This window comes from Pelosinus sp. sgz500959, assembly GCF_042610375.1.
Lineage (GTDB): Bacteria > Bacillota > Negativicutes > DSM-13327 > DSM-13327 > CTSoil-075.
This window is the reverse complement of sequence record NZ_JBGJZL010000004.1, coordinates 298,481-316,550: the sequence shown is the minus strand read 5'-3', so window position 1 is coordinate 316,550 and position 18,070 is coordinate 298,481. Positions and strand designations below refer to the sequence as shown.

Annotated in this window: 13 protein-coding genes; 1 reads left to right on the top strand and 12 read right to left on the bottom strand. The window is 37.1% G+C overall.

Annotated elements, in window-relative coordinates; genetic code table 11:
- Positions 1-135: 135 nt before the first annotated feature.
- The 9 genes from ACAN52_RS08510 to ACAN52_RS08470 all read right to left on the bottom strand — a co-directional run bounded on the left by ACAN52_RS08510 (position 136) and on the right by ACAN52_RS08470 (position 9,993).
- Positions 136-942 carry a recombinase family protein gene (locus ACAN52_RS08510; RefSeq protein ID WP_378954242.1) on the bottom strand — a complete coding sequence of 269 codons (807 nt, stop codon included), beginning with the start codon at positions 940-942 and terminating at the stop codon, positions 136-138.
- Positions 905-2,077, bottom strand: coding sequence for a recombinase family protein (locus tag ACAN52_RS08505; RefSeq protein WP_378954241.1), 1,173 nt, complete (start codon positions 2,075-2,077; stop codon positions 905-907). Before ACAN52_RS08505 ends, ACAN52_RS08510 begins: the two co-directional genes overlap by 38 nt.
- 203 nt (positions 2,078-2,280) lie before the next feature.
- Positions 2,281-3,282 carry a hypothetical protein gene (locus ACAN52_RS08500; protein ID WP_378954240.1) on the bottom strand — a complete coding sequence of 334 codons (1,002 nt, stop codon included), beginning with the start codon at positions 3,280-3,282 and terminating at the stop codon, positions 2,281-2,283.
- 64 nt (positions 3,283-3,346) lie between these two features.
- A complete protein-coding gene (locus ACAN52_RS08495) occupies positions 3,347-3,736 on the bottom strand; it encodes a hypothetical protein (RefSeq protein ID WP_378954239.1) in 390 nt (129 codons plus the stop codon).
- Between the two features lie 260 nt (positions 3,737-3,996).
- Entirely contained in the window at positions 3,997-4,446 is a 450-nt protein-coding gene (locus ACAN52_RS08490) for a gamma-glutamylcyclotransferase family protein (protein WP_378954237.1), read from the bottom strand.
- A 69-nt stretch (positions 4,447-4,515) separates the two neighbouring features.
- Complete coding sequence (locus ACAN52_RS08485) at positions 4,516-5,418, bottom strand: amidoligase family protein (RefSeq protein ID WP_378954236.1); 903 nt, start codon at positions 5,416-5,418, stop codon at positions 4,516-4,518.
- 748 nt (positions 5,419-6,166) lie between these two features.
- Positions 6,167-6,559 (bottom strand): hypothetical protein, encoded by a 393-nt coding sequence (locus tag ACAN52_RS08480; RefSeq protein ID WP_378954234.1) that lies wholly within the window; start codon positions 6,557-6,559, stop codon positions 6,167-6,169.
- Positions 6,560-6,921: 362 nt separating this feature from the next.
- The gene (locus tag ACAN52_RS08475; RefSeq protein WP_378954232.1) at positions 6,922-9,582 is read right to left on the bottom strand and encodes a DUF927 domain-containing protein; all 2,661 of its coding nucleotides are present in this window, start codon (positions 9,580-9,582) and stop codon (positions 6,922-6,924) included.
- A 222-nt stretch (positions 9,583-9,804) separates the two neighbouring features.
- Complete coding sequence (locus ACAN52_RS08470) at positions 9,805-9,993, bottom strand: hypothetical protein (RefSeq protein WP_378954230.1); 189 nt, start codon at positions 9,991-9,993, stop codon at positions 9,805-9,807.
- A gap of 102 nt (positions 9,994-10,095) precedes the next feature.
- On the opposite strand from ACAN52_RS08470, the gene ACAN52_RS08465 reads away from it, so the two are divergent.
- Positions 10,096-11,052 carry a hypothetical protein gene (locus tag ACAN52_RS08465; RefSeq protein ID WP_378954229.1) on the top strand — a complete coding sequence of 319 codons (957 nt, stop codon included), beginning with the start codon at positions 10,096-10,098 and terminating at the stop codon, positions 11,050-11,052.
- 400 nt (positions 11,053-11,452) lie between these two features.
- Here ACAN52_RS08465 and ACAN52_RS08460 read toward each other — a convergent pair whose 3' ends face one another.
- The 3 genes from ACAN52_RS08460 to ACAN52_RS08450 are packed head-to-tail and all read right to left on the bottom strand — an operon-like array spanning position 11,453 to position 18,059.
- Complete coding sequence (locus ACAN52_RS08460) at positions 11,453-12,475, bottom strand: DNA cytosine methyltransferase (protein WP_378954228.1); 1,023 nt, start codon at positions 12,473-12,475, stop codon at positions 11,453-11,455.
- 27 nt (positions 12,476-12,502) lie between these two features.
- Positions 12,503-14,407, bottom strand: a complete 1,905-nt coding sequence (drmB, locus tag ACAN52_RS08455; RefSeq protein ID WP_378954227.1) for a DrmB family protein — start codon at positions 14,405-14,407, stop codon at positions 12,503-12,505.
- On the bottom strand, positions 14,400-18,059 hold the full coding sequence (locus tag ACAN52_RS08450; RefSeq protein ID WP_378954225.1) for a helicase-related protein: 3,660 nt from the start codon (positions 18,057-18,059) through the stop codon (positions 14,400-14,402). The genes drmB and ACAN52_RS08450 overlap by 8 nt, the downstream gene beginning before the upstream one ends.
- Positions 18,060-18,070 lie beyond the last annotated feature (11 nt).

Sequence of the window (18,070 nt, the reverse complement as noted above, 5' to 3'; positions counted from 1 at the left end):
TCAACCAATTTATTCAGGGTATGTGCTTTCATGGCATGCTGTGTTCCCCCTATGCGTTTCCACTCAGGGTAAGCCAAGTAACAATTTGGGCATTTCTCCAGCCCAAAACCCCTTTGGGGCGATACTTACAAACCCTTACGGGCGCACAAAATCAACGGTGTAGGTCTTTTGCAGTAGAGCATCGCCTTTATATTTTTCGTTACTAAGCATTTTTCTTATGCTGCCCTCATACCACTTAAAAGTACCATCCCACTTTGGTACTTTTTCTTTTTGTAAATCCCTAGCCATTTGATTCGTACTCTTACCGTCCAGAAACTCCCGGTATATCCGTCTCACCGTCTTTGCCTGCTTTGTATTAATAACTAAATTGCCATTAGCATCCTTATCATAGCCTAAAAACTTAGTGTGGTTGATATGCAACTTGCCTTGTTCAAATCTCCTTCTGATACCCCAGGTAGAATTCTCAGAAATAGACCGGCTCTCATCCTGTGCAAGCGAGCTTAATATGGAGAGCAAAACTTCGCCTTTACTATCAAGAGAGTTAATATTTTCTTTCTCGAAAATAACCCCAATCCCTAAGTCCTTAAGTAGTCTGGCAAAAGTTAAGCAGTCGAGGGTATTTCGCGCGAATCTAGAGATAGACTTGGTTATGATCATATCGATCTTCCCAGCCTTGCAGTTCGCAATCATCATATTAAACTGGTCACGTTTCTTGGTACTCGTACCGCTGATCCCCCCATCTGCAAAAACGCCAGCGAACTCGTAATCTGCATGATCATTTATATAATTTGTGTAGTAATTTACCTGTGCTTCATAACTTGATGCCTGCTCCACTAAGTCAGTAGAAACTCTGCAATAAGCTGCCATTCTCTTTTTCGTTACCACTATACTCTCAGCAAGATTATTACCCCTTGCAGGTATAACTGTAATGTTTCTGGCCATTTCTCATAGTCTCCTTTATTACTGTCTTATTCTGTATATTCATCCTAGCAATGACCTCATCCTCAATCGCAGTCCCCAAGCAAGAATTTTTTCCTTCATTAATATAGGTGCTACACTGCCATACAATTTTCTTGCAGTCATGCTTGCTATTCCAAGTTCTCCGCCGTAGCGTATTTCCACATTTACTGCAGAAGAGCATACCTGTTAGTGGATAGCGGTTTTGGTATTCCATCTTGTCAACATTACCTCTAATCCTTGAACCAATCTGGCTTTGTGCCTCATCCCATACTTCTCTCGTAACAATGGGTGAGTGGTTATCTTCTATATAATAAGAATCTACTTCGCCACGGTTGATACACTTCTTTTTGCTAAGGTGATCCTTGCTGTAAGTTTTCTGCAGTTTAACATCACCTTTGTATTTTTCATTTCTAAGTATATTGAGAATAGTGCTGCTATGCCACTTGCTCCCCGTAATCGTTGGCACACCTTCATTCTGTAGTTCCTGGGCAATTACAAAGGCACCTTTGCCGTTTACGCAGTCGTTAAAGATACGCTCGACTATTTCTGCCTGAGTCCTATTTATCACCAGGTCGCCGTACTGATCCTTATCGTAGCCTAAAAACCGAGTGGTATTAATGGCAACTTGCCCTTGTTCAAAATTTCGTTTATATCGCCATTTTATGTTATCACTGATATTCTTGCTTTCCTCCTGGGCAAAAGAAGAGAGGACAGTCAGCAGTAGCTCACCGTCCCCATCAAAGCTTGAAATATTCTCTTTTTCAAATATAATTTCTACACCTAGTGATTTTAGTTCCCTGACCACTTCTAGGACAATCATTGTGTTCCTCGCAAATCTGGATATAGACTTGGTTAGGATGCGATCAATTTTATGTTCTCTTGCCAATGCTAGCATCTTCTGAAACTCTGGTCGCTGCTCTTTGGTGCCAGTTGTGGCACGATCGGCGAAGATACCAATAAATTCATATTCTGGATTTGATTCAAACAGTTGTTTATAATAGGCAGTTTGGTTCTCTAAGGAATCGCCTTGCGCCTCACTTTCCGAGGATACTCTGGCATATGCGCAGACACGTTTGCGTGTTATGGTCTTGATGGGCTCGATAATTCTGACCCTCATATTGAAAATGCTCCTTTGCTGTTTGTATCAAGTCACTGTACCATTAATCACTCTTTTGAGGCTTGAAGTCAAGTATGATAGAAGATATTTGATAGCGCTGACATGCTTGACTTTGCCATTAGTATTGACAATAAAATTAACGGCCTAGGAAGCCCATCTCCCAAGCCGTTATATCAGTTTTTCAGTTAAATCTCATTATACTACTAGGTCAATTCGAATATATCTATTTGGTCATTTAAATATATTGCATCTGTAATTAAAGTGGCTAACCGTTCTTTAAATTGTCCGACATTTTCAAGTAGTGCCCTTTTAATTTTAATTGTTGCAATAGCATTTTCTAAGACAATAATACTATACCCTTTTATTTTCAACAATTCTAGCACCTTAGCTTCAAGCTGCTGTATAAAATCTTCGTCTTCTTCATTGCTAATTCTTTGGATATAAAAATCAAAATAGACATATTCTTCGGAATAACATAAGCTTTCATTAAAGTATTCATAAATACCGCAAAGATAATCTTCTTTATAGGAGATAGGAAAACTTATAAACGGAAATGTGAGTCCCTCTATCCATGAGTCTTTATTAGATGTTTCATAAACCTTCTTGATAGTTGTAATCTGATCATTATCATATTCACGCACAACATCTTTTATCATTTTATATATTTCTCTCACCCATTCATCCCGGTCTTCCAAAGTTCTATTTCCAGACTTTATAAATTCATTCCACTTATTTAATTTTTGACTTATTTCACTTATTTCGTTAAAGTCCACAGAAATCTTTTCCTCACCCACTAATGTTCGAATTTCGATTCCTGCCAAATTTGCACTTATCCTAACTTCTTCTGACGCATTCGTTCCAATAAGAATAAGTTTTGGACAATAGTAGTTTCTGCCAAATTCATCTAGCCACTCAAGTTTAGCTTCATCATTAAGTGAAATTACTAAAGCCCTATATTCTAAAATTTGTGCAATGTTCTCTCGAACAAGATCACCTTTTTTTATTTCAATGATAACTGGTCGATTATCCCTAGTATCTCTAAATAACAAATCAATGTATCTATTTACACCATTATTTCCTACGTTTACTTGTCGGCCAGGCATCCTGTTTGCTTTGCTTCTAATATTAGGAATATCAAAACGTTCATCTAATAACCACGGTGACGCATATATGATATCTTCAATATCCTTTTCTAATAATTCCATCGAAATGCCTCCCTCAATCTTTTTGTAATCATTATCCATTTCACAATAATAACCTGTATATCTTTCAGTTTTCAATGAGCGAATATGACCCAGTCCTAATCCTAGTAGCTAGACCTATAAGCACAAAAATGCCACCAATAGTAGTAAAATTACAGTCGCCTTCGTTACGGCATCTTTCCATTATAGTATCTGTATTAAACCATTCCCTAGTTATCTCTTGAGAAGTAATCAACTGATTATAAGCAGTTTGCCACTCGGTTACCGTAATCCCTTTTTCGTTATTTTTCACAGGTGCTGTCTTCTTTTTCGGTATAGAATATATCAATGCATCTTCACCATTACGTTCTCCCCATCGAAGGATACGATGATTATTAGCACGCGGCTTAGGGATAATTGTTCCTGGTAACAAATTCCCAATTCTCGCAATCACTTCTTCAAGTATTGGAACAGCCATACAAATACCTCCCAATATAAACAATATACACTACACTTTCTATGATAATTTACAAAAACCTTCCAAAAACATTCAACTTTTTATAATATTATTGCATTCTGCCAAGCTAAATATCTAACATCATCTAAAGCACATATGCTTGTGGTCTTATGATGGTAAGCGATGCACTCCTAAAATACTATCTCTATTGAAAGGAAGTTAATTTAGTAGCAATCAAAAAAAGAACCTACCATTTAGTAAGCTCCTTGAATATCATTCACTTACTGATTTACAATCTCATCCCGCGTAAATTTCAACGCCTCCATCAGTGACTCTGTGTTTATCTCATGATCTTGGTAACCTTGCCGGATAATCTCAAAATAATTCTCACTTGGCATAACAGTCGTAGCTGCATATCGCTTGGTCATAATATACAGCATAGCTGTTTGCTCACCATCAGTAGTCATGATTTTTACTAATTCTTTTGTATATAGTCTTGGGTAACCCTCATAGCGATCAAGTGCCCTTTCGCACTCTTTAGTTATTGACCATAATACAATAGGTACACTCCCACAATCACTAACCTCAATATTGGCGTACCCAGTACCTTTTCCTCTAAAAGTTAGCTTGTAACCTAGTAGTTCGCCTTTACCAATCACCTGTGCTTTGGGGCAACGTTTCTTCATTTGCGCTAAATTCATATTGCTACCGTATGCAGCATAAATTTGCATTTTTGTAATCTCCTTTGCCGATATAATAAAGGGGGCAATGCCTGTCCCTAACTGTCTCTATACTTCATTTCAAGATGCATGCCTCCAAGCTGAATTACCATCAAGCATTTCCAGGAAATGATGTCTACAAGTTTTAAATTCGTCCCCGATCAGCCCAAGCCGTAGCATCCAGCAGCGGAAGGTGTACTTTTCATTATCCGTTGTTGTTCGTTTGGCACTTGCTGACTTCTGACTGAGTGCTTGATGGCTGAGGGCTAAACAAAATTGTATGTAAGCTTTAATTTTTCCCGCATGCAGGGTGCCGTTGAAAAGTCTAAATTCTACCGTACCTTTGTTGAAGGTGCTATGTAAATTCAATCCATGGTAGCGACTGTTATGATAGTGTCTTGTTCGATCTTCATTACCGTAACCTGCATACCAAATATCCGCTAAGGTTTCTATCGTCTTTGGCTTTTTCTTGTTGATGGTAGCAATAAGATCATCATTTACCTTTTTGCAATACCGAAGCCTTTCCATATCAATATTCAAGCTTTTGTAAAGTAACTCCTCCTTGCTCGCCATGAGATTGACTAGGTTCTTCAAGGTATTCGGAGTGTGTGGTTTCGCATCAATGTGAATATGTATGCCAGAACTATATTGGCTGTCGCTGACTGCCCCTGCCGCTCGAAGTTCTCTAACCAGTTCTTGCAAAGGTTCAATATCTTGATATGTTAGTATCGGGCTTACCAGTTCCACCTTGTAATCTCTGCTAAAAGCCTCCACAAGTTTGCCCTGTTCTTTTTTCATTGGGACTATACTTGCATCGCTGACAATCTTCCAATTTCTTGCCTTCGTATCAAATACATGGTACTCATCGTATGCTCCTCCAACTTGGTGAGTTAGGCCGCCAAAATAATTTGCAACCACATCGGCGGCTTCTTTCCTCGTTATCCCCGTCATTTCAATCTCAATACCAAATCTCTGCGTTCTCACTTTGCCCTGCCCCTTTCAAGTGTGCCTCTTGGCTTAGTATACATATTAGCTCTAAAGGGGACTAGTTATCCAGTTAATTGCATCGGATTTGCGAGTATACACGATCAGCTTTACTGGTCTTTTTTTATATTTGAAAGGTTGATTTTGTTGCTATTTATCCGACAAAACTTGCTTTCACCCTATGGTATTCTTCCTGAATTTCAATATGATCGCCAACTTTCAAAACTTCTCGCAAACTGTCTAAAAAAAAGTGAAAAATTCGGTTTGCGTGCCAAAAGGGTAAGCGCCCGGTTAGTTGCAAGACCGAGATTTCCCTCTGGGTGGGGGGATCATGTTCACAATACGATCACCCTCCAACGCAGTTTCTTGCGGATAACTATTTATAAACCTCACCCTTTTTATAGTAGCAGATATGACTGGTAAACCATCAGGCAATACAAATAGCATGCCATGTCCTCAGTCAATATCTCGTAACAAATATCTAACTACGAGCGCTTAATTACCTTGCCTTTTTTAAGGCAGTAGATATGAGAGATAAAGATCAGCTATCCGCAGATCAATGTCATACTTTGCCCTTCCACTTTTCGCAAAGCGCGTCCAATATTACCTTTAATTCAATCAGATTACCAATTTTTTCAACTTGATCTACTATCCTGACTCCACCCCGCCCCATATTCCACACATATACATGAATAGAATTTTTACGCCTACTAACAATTCATGATACCTCAATATCAATACCTGATCTTTATTTCTTAGCAAGTGGCCTTTTATTACGATATTCAGGAATGATATCGTAATCTTCAAGCTTCTCAATCAAGTTGCTGTATTCTTCCTGCATCAGTGTCAAAGTATTGGCCGTTATCATCATACTACAATATTTAATAAACTCTATGTAATCAATAAATGAATCAAGATACACTAGGAAACATTGATCAGATATAGATAACGTTGCAATCCATCTATCCTCATCCCCATTAAATTTTGTACACTCGATGCCGAGCGTAGTATCTTCTATTGAATAGCCACCAAGATTTTGGCACTCAATACGTTTTAAGTAATCGTCAAATTCCTCATTATCTTCCATTACTGGGAATCCTGCATACTTTTGTAATCTACCATCTTTAAATTGATACGTCATTTATATAACCTCACTTTTATTAGTCCCATAAATCACATAATTAGAGCAAAAAATCAAATTTCATCCTGCACTTTGTTATGCTTGTACAACCTATTACTACACAGTACAAGCACAACAATCCAGCATTTACAAGCCTTAGAATGGTTTTTAAAAATGATTGTATACTTTCTGAGAATACATATATATTTTTTTCTTAATATAAAAAATGTAGCTCGTATATATTTTAAAATTCCCCATATATATATTCACGAAAAGTGTACAATCAGTACAATCAATCTATTAAAATGTATATATAATAAGCGTTTGTGTTGATTGTACAGGTGATTATCTTTTGATTGTACTGCTTGTACACCCTGCCAATTCTAAGGTAGTGCAGGATTGGGAGCGCCTCCTGGAATGAAATAGCATTGCGCCCCTCGACCATTCATTTGCCAAACAAACATCGTTACTAATCTCTCTCCTTTTTTGATTTGCTTTGTCAAAATGAACCCAATCTCAGCTAATTCTTTCCGCAACTTTTTGGGAGAGAATCCATTATCTAGTAACGCTTTATCCAGTACCTCAGCCAAGACAATAGCAGTATTCGCATCAAACCTTCCGTAAGTATCGCCCGAAGAAGATGCGTAAAATTTATTCTGGTGTTGCGCTAACCATGATAATATCCACTCCTTCGCCCTCTCAGCATCATTATTTTCTTCACGAGTTGCTAAATCTCGTGCAATAGCCCGAATCACATCCATGGTACAGCCATCATTGCCAAATACGAATTGCCCCGCCAAATCATCTGCCGTAGCCTGTACCGCCAATGCATCAATGTAGGGCAGTGGAATATCAGGGAATTCAACTTTTATGCTATAAACATAGTACTGGTGCAGTTCCTTAATATACTGCCCACCAACTTGTAGCACTCCCTCGATAAAATTCCTTCCAGCATGTCCATTATGTTCCTTCGTCCAAGCATATACAGCCTTGGCAGTATTTTCATTATCGAAGGGAGCTCCTTCTATTTCTAAAAGTCTATTTCTAACACCAGCCTTATCATTCATGGTGGTAATGGGTTCTTCTCCTGTAGAATAAATGACTGTATTCCATTTCCTTTGTGCCTTTAGGCTACCATCAATATTACAACGCCCTTTTTCTTCGCCATTTGTTAAGTCCATTATGAGCTTCGAGATCGATTGTTGCGGAATTTCCGATTGTTGTTTGTCATCGATAACGAATAAAGTGTGATTGTTCTTGGCCAGTTTACCCATTATATTGTTTGCCGTAGCATTAAATGAATGTTTCAATTTGTCAGGATCGCCCCATATCGATAATGCCACATAACCCGCTGCCGTCTTGCCTGAACCGGACTTTTTCCAAATGTACACAGTATAGGTTCGGCAATTCAAAAACTTTAGCAATGGAGCCGCAAAACTAGAATCAATGACAAACCGTAGATATGTATTTCCCCTAACCTCTTGTGTGAACCGTAGCCACTCACCATACGCACCTACTGACTCATTCTGAGTGATTAATGAGTAAACATTTCCATGCCACCCCAGCGCCGAATGTTCCGTCACGATCTCAAAATTGCCATCATTGACTTTAAGCAGTGCATCAAACCACTGAATGTATTTTCTTGCGTTCCCAGAGCTTACAGGGAAACCACGCCCAACATTGACCAATTTGGCTGCGTTCATTATAGTAGTTCTTGATTCTTTCAGTTTGTGCCAATAACCACCCGACTTCCAACTAATTTCAAAACTTTGATCCGTAGTGGAACTATCTTGAAAAATTTTACTGATTACAATAGGAAAAGGACAAAGAGCAGATGGTTTGTCCTCAACCAAAACGCTTATCCCTTCCTCTTGGAAGGAGTAACCACTGGGAATAAATAAGTCAACGGGACAATCAGGTAAGCTCTCCTGAAGCGTCGGACGTTCACCATCTTGAACCATACGAAATGAATTGTCTTTTTTAGGAATGTATGATTTTAGTGTTTTATCAAATTCGCGAAGTTGAACTTTCCCACGCAGATTATTGCGGAAACTTTGAAATGTCGCCGGCTCGTATTGATATAAAATCCCACACGCCGTCATTGTCTCGTCGCTAAATACTGCCTCGGGCGTTATTGATACTATATTTTGAATAACGACTAGTGCATCCTGCACCTTGAATACTTTGCCCTTGCTGGCATCAAGCGACCATCCTGCTGGATTCTTTACCCCACAATCACCAGTAGGACAACCTTCAAATCCTAGCACCTTTTGAATATACTGACATGATGTCGGGTTCATAAGCTCCAGTGCCTGATATAATTTCTTATTAGTTTCTGCAATTGAGTACTTTCCATATGGCTCTGACAGTTCATGAGCAACCTCCACCCCATCACTAGCTCGTCCAATATTGGTTAGCATTGTTAGCCATTTCGAGTATGAAAGTATTGAGGCATTATCTCGACAGTGTTGTATGAATTTGCAGTTATCAATGATACATTTTGCTGGTCGATCTGTTGGTCTGCGTTCAAAGGCTGTCACAGTCCCACTGATCTGTGTAATAGTTGGTTCTGCTGCATACTGTTCAAGATCTTCGAAGGAATATCTATATTTTGAGCACTCTATAACTTGTACTGGTAAATTATATTTTAAATTGGTTGTACCAACTGCCCGAAGTACCCTCGATAAATCATGAGTAGCATCAATGTCATATTGCAGATTCTTCTGCTTGAACATAGTTTGAATTCCTAGTACTAACCAAGCGGCGTCTGCCTTTTCTTCTGGTGTATTAAGTTCAAATGGCTCTTTGAATAAATAATATACATGTAGTCCTCCACCACTCGCAACCAATATGGAAGGCGATAGCGGTAGACTGTTGACGATTGCCATTGCTTCGTTGATGTTCGCAGGAAGTCTCTCGCTTTTATGTCCAACTCCTGCTATGTCAATATCGATCCACACGCCTGGTATTGCTGTTACTTCAGTAGCTATCAGTCTTTCTGTAGATCTCTTTCTCTTATCACCTACGCCAAGCCCAAAGTACACTGATTTACCCTCATTGTTCAATTTTACAGCTTGATCTCCCATCGCTTGAATGTTATTCGAAGGAAACCAGTATGTGATTTTGTCAGGTAGCGTCCATAGATATAAATATTTATTTTCTATCCGATCAAATAATATTTCTAAGAATTCTTTCGTGCTTATGATGTAGTTAATTTGTTATCACCTCATTTCTACGACCAAATTTGCTATGTGGTCTCTTTTTATTTAATTTTCCTTAATCCTCTCACTAGTTAGACTCTCGATAGCAGATAATATCTGATCTCTTTTTTCTGCTGGTAGCTCTCTACGTAGATATTTACTGAAAGTGCAATCATTTACGCCTATAAGATAAGCAACCTGATATTTATACAACCCTGTTCTTTTTATGGCATCACGTATTTCTTTATTTGCCATTGCTTAGCCTCCTTTTTATTCTTGTATTTGTTATATTTTTATGATATCATCATTTAGAAACACTTTTCAATGTTTCAAAACCGTTACAAGAGGAGTTTTTTTATGTATGATGAAGTCGAAATGCCAGTAGATTATACAAATTTTACTTGGAGATATGCCGATAAAGGCTACTACTGGGATAATAAAATAAAAGTGGACGATCTTTTTCATGAAGGAAATTATTCTTCACCCTTTCTTATCCCTAAACCTGAGACAACATCATATATTGCAACCATCCCCTTTAAAGGTTCACCTGAGTTATTTACTCTTTTTGCTGAACTACCTGTAGGTGATGATGATGAATCTTTAAAGGCAATCGTAAATTTTACAAATCAATACGGTTTAATTACCGCTGGTTTACTAATGGACACTGGTCATATTAATGATGGTATTAGCAATTACTTAAATACTTTTCAAGGTCTTTCACTTGATTTTTATTTAACACAAATATGGCAAATGAAAAATACTTTTCGCATTTGGAATTGGATACAAGAAAAAAATTCGTCCATGCTATCAAAAGTGATAACTTGGACGAATGATAATATAAATTATTCATTTGGCGAACCAGAAGATTTAGATATTTTTAATAGTACTGGAATTAAATACGATTATAATAGTAATTGTTTGACTGATTTAAAAGGCTATATTGCTCCTCGAACTCAGCAATTATTCGACATGCCAAACCATAAGGTTTTTACCGACCTAGTAAAAGATGATTATTTTTTTATAGCACAGCTTATAGTACAACAAACAATTAACAAAAAGTTAGATGATTTCCCTGTAAAACATCGCTTGTTGCTGGATAAAAACAAGAAACTAAAACAGTTTTTTGTTCCTTCAGACCTTCTATCTTGTATGTGGTTCCAATTTCTTCAAGTAGTCACTGGTGAACGCCAACTTCGTCAATGTGCTTATTGTCATAAATGGGAGAATGTTACGGATAAATACGCTTCTTGGAAATATCACTCTCGTTGTGGTAATAATGCTCGTGTAAAGAAACACCGGGCGCAATCAAAGTAAAATCAATAAAATGATTGATCTTAGTGCATTTAACTAATCCATATAATTTATCAGCATTGCAGAGTGTTAATATCTTAAAGCTGATTTGACTTCCCGCCCTCCTTGGACAAATTCTTCACACACAAAAACTGTGACCGATGTGGCAGCGAATTAGTCGGTGGCAGAATCATGAGCATGTTCAACACCGATTGTATTTGTTTGAAAAATATTCATTTATAGTAAAATCTGAAACCGTGCTAGAAATTGATATTTTCTTAATGCCATCCCTGATTAATAATTGCGATTGGACTATTTTCAATCGCAATTATGCAGATACTGAATTGATATTTAAAAGTCATCTTATTAACATATACAGTTTTCTATAATCTATAGGAAACTAAATTGACAAACTATCAAGATATCACTTACAGTACTTCTCTAAATGCTTATAAATATTCGTTCCCTGAATCCTACTAAATTCAGGTGGTAATGCGTTCCCGATCAACAAAGCCAATTCCGTTTTGGGAATATCAATAGGAAATATATAATTTCTAGGAAAAGATTGCAGTAATGCCGCTTCACGAGCAGTTATACAACGATTTTCCTCTGGATGCAAAAATCTACCTTTTGAAGGATTAAGGCATCCCCCAGTAATTGTGGAGGAAACATTATCCCATCTAAGACGACCATATACATCATTAAATCCTACTCCTTGCTTTTTATGACATTCAAGCAAATATTCAGGAGGCAAACTTTTTCTACTACCACCGTTCTTAGGTATTAGAGAAATCATCTTTTGAATTCTCGGTATATGTTTTGGATAAACCTTATGAATAACATCGGTTGTTATATTAACGTTCTCTAATCCAAATATTACATCTCTTACGGTAACCATATGATCGTTACCTTTCGCTATATCTAGATTACCAATTAAGGAACCGACCATAATGAATCGTTTGCGCCTCTGAGCAACACCGTAATTTGCCACATTAACAATATGACATTTAGGGTTATATCCCATTTTATCCAATTCAGATAATACTTCTTTAAAGAGAGAGTATTCACCAAGAGCAGGCACATTTTCCATCATTATCGTTAATGGTTTTAGTTCACGAACAAACCTTAAATATTCTAGGACTAGATCATTACGTCCATCATTAACTTCTTGTTTCCTATTAAGACGACGCATCGATGAAAATCCTTGGCACGGAGGACATCCTGAAAGCAAATGCAGTGGTTGCTCTTTTAGTACTTTTCTAATTTTCTCTGCATCAAGCTTCCTTATATCTTCATTAAACATTTTACATTCTTTGTGATTAGCAGAATATGCTCTAGAAGCATTCCGGTTTAACTCAATTGCTGCAATTACATTAAAACCCGCTTGATGCAAACCTTCACTTACTCCACCACAACCTGCAAATAAATCAATTGCATTATATCTCAAAACAGCACCTCCTTTCGGTAAAAAACTCTACTTTCGACTCAACCAACCAGAGTAAAAACCTAAAGCTTGATCTTTTAATGTCCCGACTACTAAACCTCTATCTAAAAATACATTAAATTCTTCACAACTAGTCTCTGGTAGTAATAAGCAAGAATGACAGGCTGCTAAATTCAATGCTTCTCTTCCTTGCCCTGCACTTTCAATACACACAGGATCATTAGAACATAATTGTGCCCCTAGAAGGGCTTTTCTCAAAATTTGTGGCAAACAGTCAGGGTAACCTTGCCTGACCAAACCTCCTAATGTCCCTTCTGAATCTCCACTTGCAGTATATATAAAGATCCCATTCATTTTTATATCTTCCTCACCAGTATCGCAGTATATCCGTTCTCGCAAAGAAGCCGTCGTATAACCACATTCAAAACTTAATTGCCTGATAAGTAAATGTGCCATGGTATGCAAGAAGATGAATTTAGGCGTTATTTTTCTTGGAGTATGTTTACTCATAAGCGTCATTGAGTAATTCTGATTAAGTTTAAATGTACGGTTTACTACCTTTATATTTTTCGCAATCCATTCTTCAATCTCTTTATCACTAAAATTGATAAATATTCCCTCACCTCTAACCTCATAGCCTGGATACCATCTATTTTCCGATTCTTTTGTAGACATTAATCCGAATGCACTTTCAGATGAATTAATATTAAATGCGTCTGGAGGATTTAATCGAGAAAAACCAATTAATGCCCGAACTTCTCTAACTTTGTGTATTAAAACGACTTGATTAATACCAGGCATACTATAGCGATCACTGTCCATCTTCTCACGAATAAAATCATGTTCATCCATCCCATATTGTGGAATATCCCCTGTCAATGCTGCATATTCTTCAATACGATACTTAACATTTGTAGTAACGTCACATGTTTCTTCGTTTCGATTAGATAGTAACCGTCTTCTTAAAATGTTTTTTACAAGTTGTGAATCAATTTGTATTTCATTTGCTATTGTTAAAGTCCATTTTTCAAGTTTGCTTTCAATAAAAATTTCCTTTTCATCGCCGTCATAATCTTCAATCCTATCTAAGCATTTGTTATATTCTTGTGAGTTTTCTATTAGTGAATTTGCTCTATCAGAGTACGGTGGAATAACAAGTGAACTTGCATTTTTGGGGAAATAAACTTTAGAAGCTCCTCTTTGTACTACTTGAGGAATGGCATGACAAGCTTCTCTTTGGTTTTTCCATGGCATAAAGCCCGTGCATGAATAAAATTTCTGCAATGCATCTTTATTAAAGGCTCCTTCAAGTGTTGTCATTGCTCCACAATTACACTTAACAACCAAGCCCTCCAACCCTGACGAAGAAGTTGCCCCTGTTGAAAACTTAATTTCAGGATTTCCACAAATATCTCGGCGACCTCCAAAACTTTTTTCATGTGTCCATAATATCCATGGAAAATCATCAATATGTCCACTTTCGCATGCAATAACGATACGTGCTGGGACTAGTTCAGCTTTACATTCGATGCACTTAGGTCTTTTCATATCAGCGTCTTTCTCTTTGTTTCTCGCTACCTTCCTATGCTCAGTTATCCATTTATTCAAGGGTTGAAATCGTCTGCATTTAGGACAAAAATACCATTGAGGAAAACGAACATATGCAATTCCCGATCTATATTCATCTTTATCTTTTGGCATACCAAAATAGTCAACATTCAATATTTTTCCTAAGCGCTCATCATGAATATGTATTACTGGATCAACGGAGTAATCAATATCTTTCCAGTACTCGGGAGCAGCGGTCATTAAGGTTTGATCAGCAAAATCTACCATTGCACCAACACCATATTGTAATACAGTTTGGGCTGCCCTCACTGAATGAGTAACAGTATTAAGTCTTACAGATCTTTTCGTTGGCGCTTTTTCAATCATTTTTATCACCCCATACCAAAAGTCTTACAGCTACATTTTTATCAACGTTACGCATCGAGGTAAGAGTTTCACGCGCTTTATCCTGAGAGGTAGTTCCGAATATCTTTATTAGTCGTTTTGCATCGCCATCTGGCCTCTTAACCATATATTTATCACCATAACAAAAATCTTTATCGGTTAAAGGAGAGTTAACGCTCCCTGTTAATGCAATCCGTTCTTCCCATTCATTCCAAAATTCTTTAAGTTCATTTTCAATTACATCATTTTCATCCGCTAAAATTAATGTACTATTTTTTCTTATTGAATCAATTCTTTCAAGAATAAAGGTTTCAATTTCTTTTAAATATACGGCTTCCTTATCAAAATAGCGTGCATCAATATCTCTCGATAAACCAGCTAAATGTCGCATAAGTGAAACCTGAACGGAATGTAAAGCACGCTCCCTCGCTGGTTTTGAAAATGGAGTTACGCTCGTCGGCTCAACGTATCTATAAAAAGACTCATGATATGGTTTGAATTGCTCATAATGTGAGCGATCTCTGCTTTTTGAAGCGTCATAGAGTATAAAGGCAGCGCCTGGATAGCTTCTGCCTATTCGACTAGATGCTTGTATATATTCACTCGTCAGTTTGGGTTGTCCTATAATTACCATCACATTTAGCCTTGCAACATCAACGCCTACTGAAATCATATTTGTTGCCAACAGTACGCTTATTGGGTATTTCTTTGCTTTCTGATTTGCTTCCGAATATATTGTGTTCTCAAGTTTCTCTAGAGTTTCATTAAGTTGAGTTGTAGATATTCGACTCGTTAGTTCTTCGGCTGATCCAATAATTCTTGTATCTTTTCTCGTACCAAGTCTCAATGCTATTCTGCGGATAAAGTCCTTGACGTCATCATCAACTCTTGTAGAACAACCACCCAAATCTCTTAGACTATTGAAATAAGTCGCTATTGTCCAAAATTTATCTTTAGTTTCATAATCATAGTTCATCATATTTATTCGTTGAAGAATAGACGAAATTACTCTTACTTCCATCATTGCTTTGGTTTTTCCAGAAGGCATGATTCCAAAGTATAATCTTCCAGGCTTTTTATCATCATCTGCTTCCCTTGCAAAAAAAGAATCCTCTGCATTTATGCCTGGAGAAGGAAACTGACTGACTTCTCTATTGTACAAGTTTCTACATTGCTCTTTCGCACGCCTAATTGTAGCTGTTGAGGCAATTATTTTAGGTTTCACCCCTTTATGGCAACACAATGCATCAATTGCAGTTTCATATAATCCTACAATTGTCCCAAGAGGGCCAGAAATCAAATGAAGTTCATCTTGAATAATAAGTTCGGGGCATCTATTGTCACTACCTACCGCAAAAAAGCTACCAGATTCGCTTTTCCAAGTTATCATTGCAAATTTATCTACTGTACCAAAGAGCAACGTTGGAGGATTAGAATAAAGTTCTTCATCAACAATCTGAATTGGTAGTTTGGACTGAAATTTGCAATCTTCTTGAGGACATGCTAGAAAAAAATGTTTTCCGTCCCTTATTTTATAACCCCAATCACCTATAACATTACCCTTCTCGTCACTATCTTTCACCATTTTCGTACCACACCACGGGCACTTAAGAACCTGGAATTTATTATATCTATCTTTATTGTATTTTAAATTGTTTTGATCGGCTTTATATAACTCATCAAGATATTCTTTTGCCCCTTTATGATCATCAGATCCTTTATTCTTATTAGGAGTATGATCTCCACCGATCCAAAGGCCAATTGTAATCGCTTCTTCGCCAAGATTATATTTAGGATACTTCGATATTCTTGCCCGACAATCCTTTCGAATAGCTTCGCATGCACAAATTAGGATACTGGCTCTAACAAATTGTTGAGCCGCTAACAGCCTTAAAGTATAGCGCATTATTACATTAGTACCACCTGCATTTACTGGGTAGGTCAATTTTCTATAAAAAATTGTTAAAGCAGTTAATCCTAAATAAGCCTCTGTTTTTCCTCCGCCAGTTGGAAACCAAATCAAATCCACTAAATCTCTTTCCTTATATTCAGGTTCTACAATAGAACGTAAACTCATTAATAAGAATGCCAATTGAAAAGGTCTCCACTGATATTGATCTATTTCATTATAGTAATTTAGTTTCCGCAAAATCGCCTGCAGATTATCATCATTGGGATAACAGTCTTTCTTCTGCATTTCACCATGTATTCGTTGCATATACATGGCTCTATTCGCAAGTTGAAAGGCTTTAGCAAGATTCTCATTTGTTTTTAATAGATTAATTCCATAAATCATTCTCTCCAGCGACTCTTTGCATCCCTCTATATGTTCAAAGGCCTTTTCTTTCAACAATATATCCAAGGTATCTGATTCTCTCTCAATATCGTCACCAATCGTATTAATCCAGTTTTTATATGCCATTAATACCTGCATCATAAGCTGAGCCTTTATCTCAATACTATCATCATTTAAATCAGATAAATATTTCATCGATAAGGCTTGTCTCTCAACATCTTTGCCGTCTAGATCAAAATCCATTTGTCTTACTATCCCGACCGGCAAAAATTCTGTTTTAATATTTCCATTACCACTAAGGTCTATATCCCAATCTGCTGATACTCCATGACCAGTAGCAAATACTTTTTTATGTCGATATAATAGGGCTAAAGATTTTTCCTCTTCATCTTTGGAATCAGTCACATCTATGTTATCATATCTTTCAAATATAAAATTATTTTCTAGAGAGGATACAGATATTTCAGGCTGGAAAATAGAATTTTTGCCGTTATATGCACCACATGCTGTATTAACCAGGAGTGCCGTAATGGCGTAAATATCATCCTTAAAAACTCTCCGCATAACAACTAACTTTATACTTCTACCAGCTAAATTTTCGTTTAAATCATTATAATCACCATCATCAAATGATGCATAAACAGATAGTTTATGTGCTTCTCTAACATAAGCTTTCTTTCCACATTGGTTTGCAAGCTTATATAAGGCATCAATAAGATTCCTATCTGTAATATTGTCTTTTTCTTCTATACTTTTAACAGTTTTACGATTAATTGCCGTTTTTAGTTTTAAAAGTTCATTTTCGTACATAGCATAAGAATCAAGATAATTTACCTCACCGCAAAGATTTTTATATGGCACCACACAATCGGAAACTTTTGCAACCCTGTAAGTAGCGAAGGAAAGATTGAATTTAATTGATTTTATGTTTCCTTTCACAAAAAAAGTAACCCCCATGGAGGAAGGTTTAGCTTGTGTAGATAGTCCGACAGCATCGTCTAGCGAAAAATTTCCTGAATCATCAGATACAAATTCAGGTGTTTTTTTTAACGATATTTCATCAACAACTGGCGCGAAAGCTTCCGCTGCTTCTGTTTCATCAACTTCTTTTGACGGATCATCAGGATCAAGAACGTCATCATTTCCGACATTAAGTGTATTGCCCTGGGGATACAATACTCCTACAGAGTATCGTGCTTCTGGTAGATCGGTGATAATTTCATGTTCTATATCCATTTCATTATAAAGACATTCCGAACCTGGTCCTAATAATTCTTGGCGAAGTTCCTTAATTAGCTGACCTCTAAGTGCAAGCATTTGTTCTTTATTTCCAAGCAAATTAATCACTC

Bases quoted from the DNA above. Each gene is read 5' to 3' on its own strand.
- drmB (WP_378954227.1), bottom strand. From the start codon at position 14,407: ATGATTGAAAAAGCGCCAACGAAAAGATCTGTAAGACTTAATACTGTT.
- ACAN52_RS08480 (WP_378954234.1), bottom strand. From the start codon at position 6,559: ATGACGTATCAATTTAAAGATGGTAGATTACAAAAGTATGCAGGATTC.
- ACAN52_RS08505 (WP_378954241.1), bottom strand. From the start codon at position 2,077: ATGAGGGTCAGAATTATCGAGCCCATCAAGACCATAACACGCAAACGT.
- ACAN52_RS08470 (WP_378954230.1), bottom strand. From the start codon at position 9,993: ATGGCAAATAAAGAAATACGTGATGCCATAAAAAGAACAGGGTTGTAT.
- ACAN52_RS08510 (WP_378954242.1), bottom strand. From the start codon at position 942: ATGGCCAGAAACATTACAGTTATACCTGCAAGGGGTAATAATCTTGCT.
- ACAN52_RS08465 (WP_378954229.1), top strand. From the start codon at position 10,096: ATGTATGATGAAGTCGAAATGCCAGTAGATTATACAAATTTTACTTGG.
- ACAN52_RS08500 (WP_378954240.1), bottom strand. From the start codon at position 3,282: ATGGAATTATTAGAAAAGGATATTGAAGATATCATATATGCGTCACCG.
- ACAN52_RS08490 (WP_378954237.1), bottom strand. From the start codon at position 4,446: ATGCAAATTTATGCTGCATACGGTAGCAATATGAATTTAGCGCAAATG.
- ACAN52_RS08495 (WP_378954239.1), bottom strand. From the start codon at position 3,736: ATGGCTGTTCCAATACTTGAAGAAGTGATTGCGAGAATTGGGAATTTG.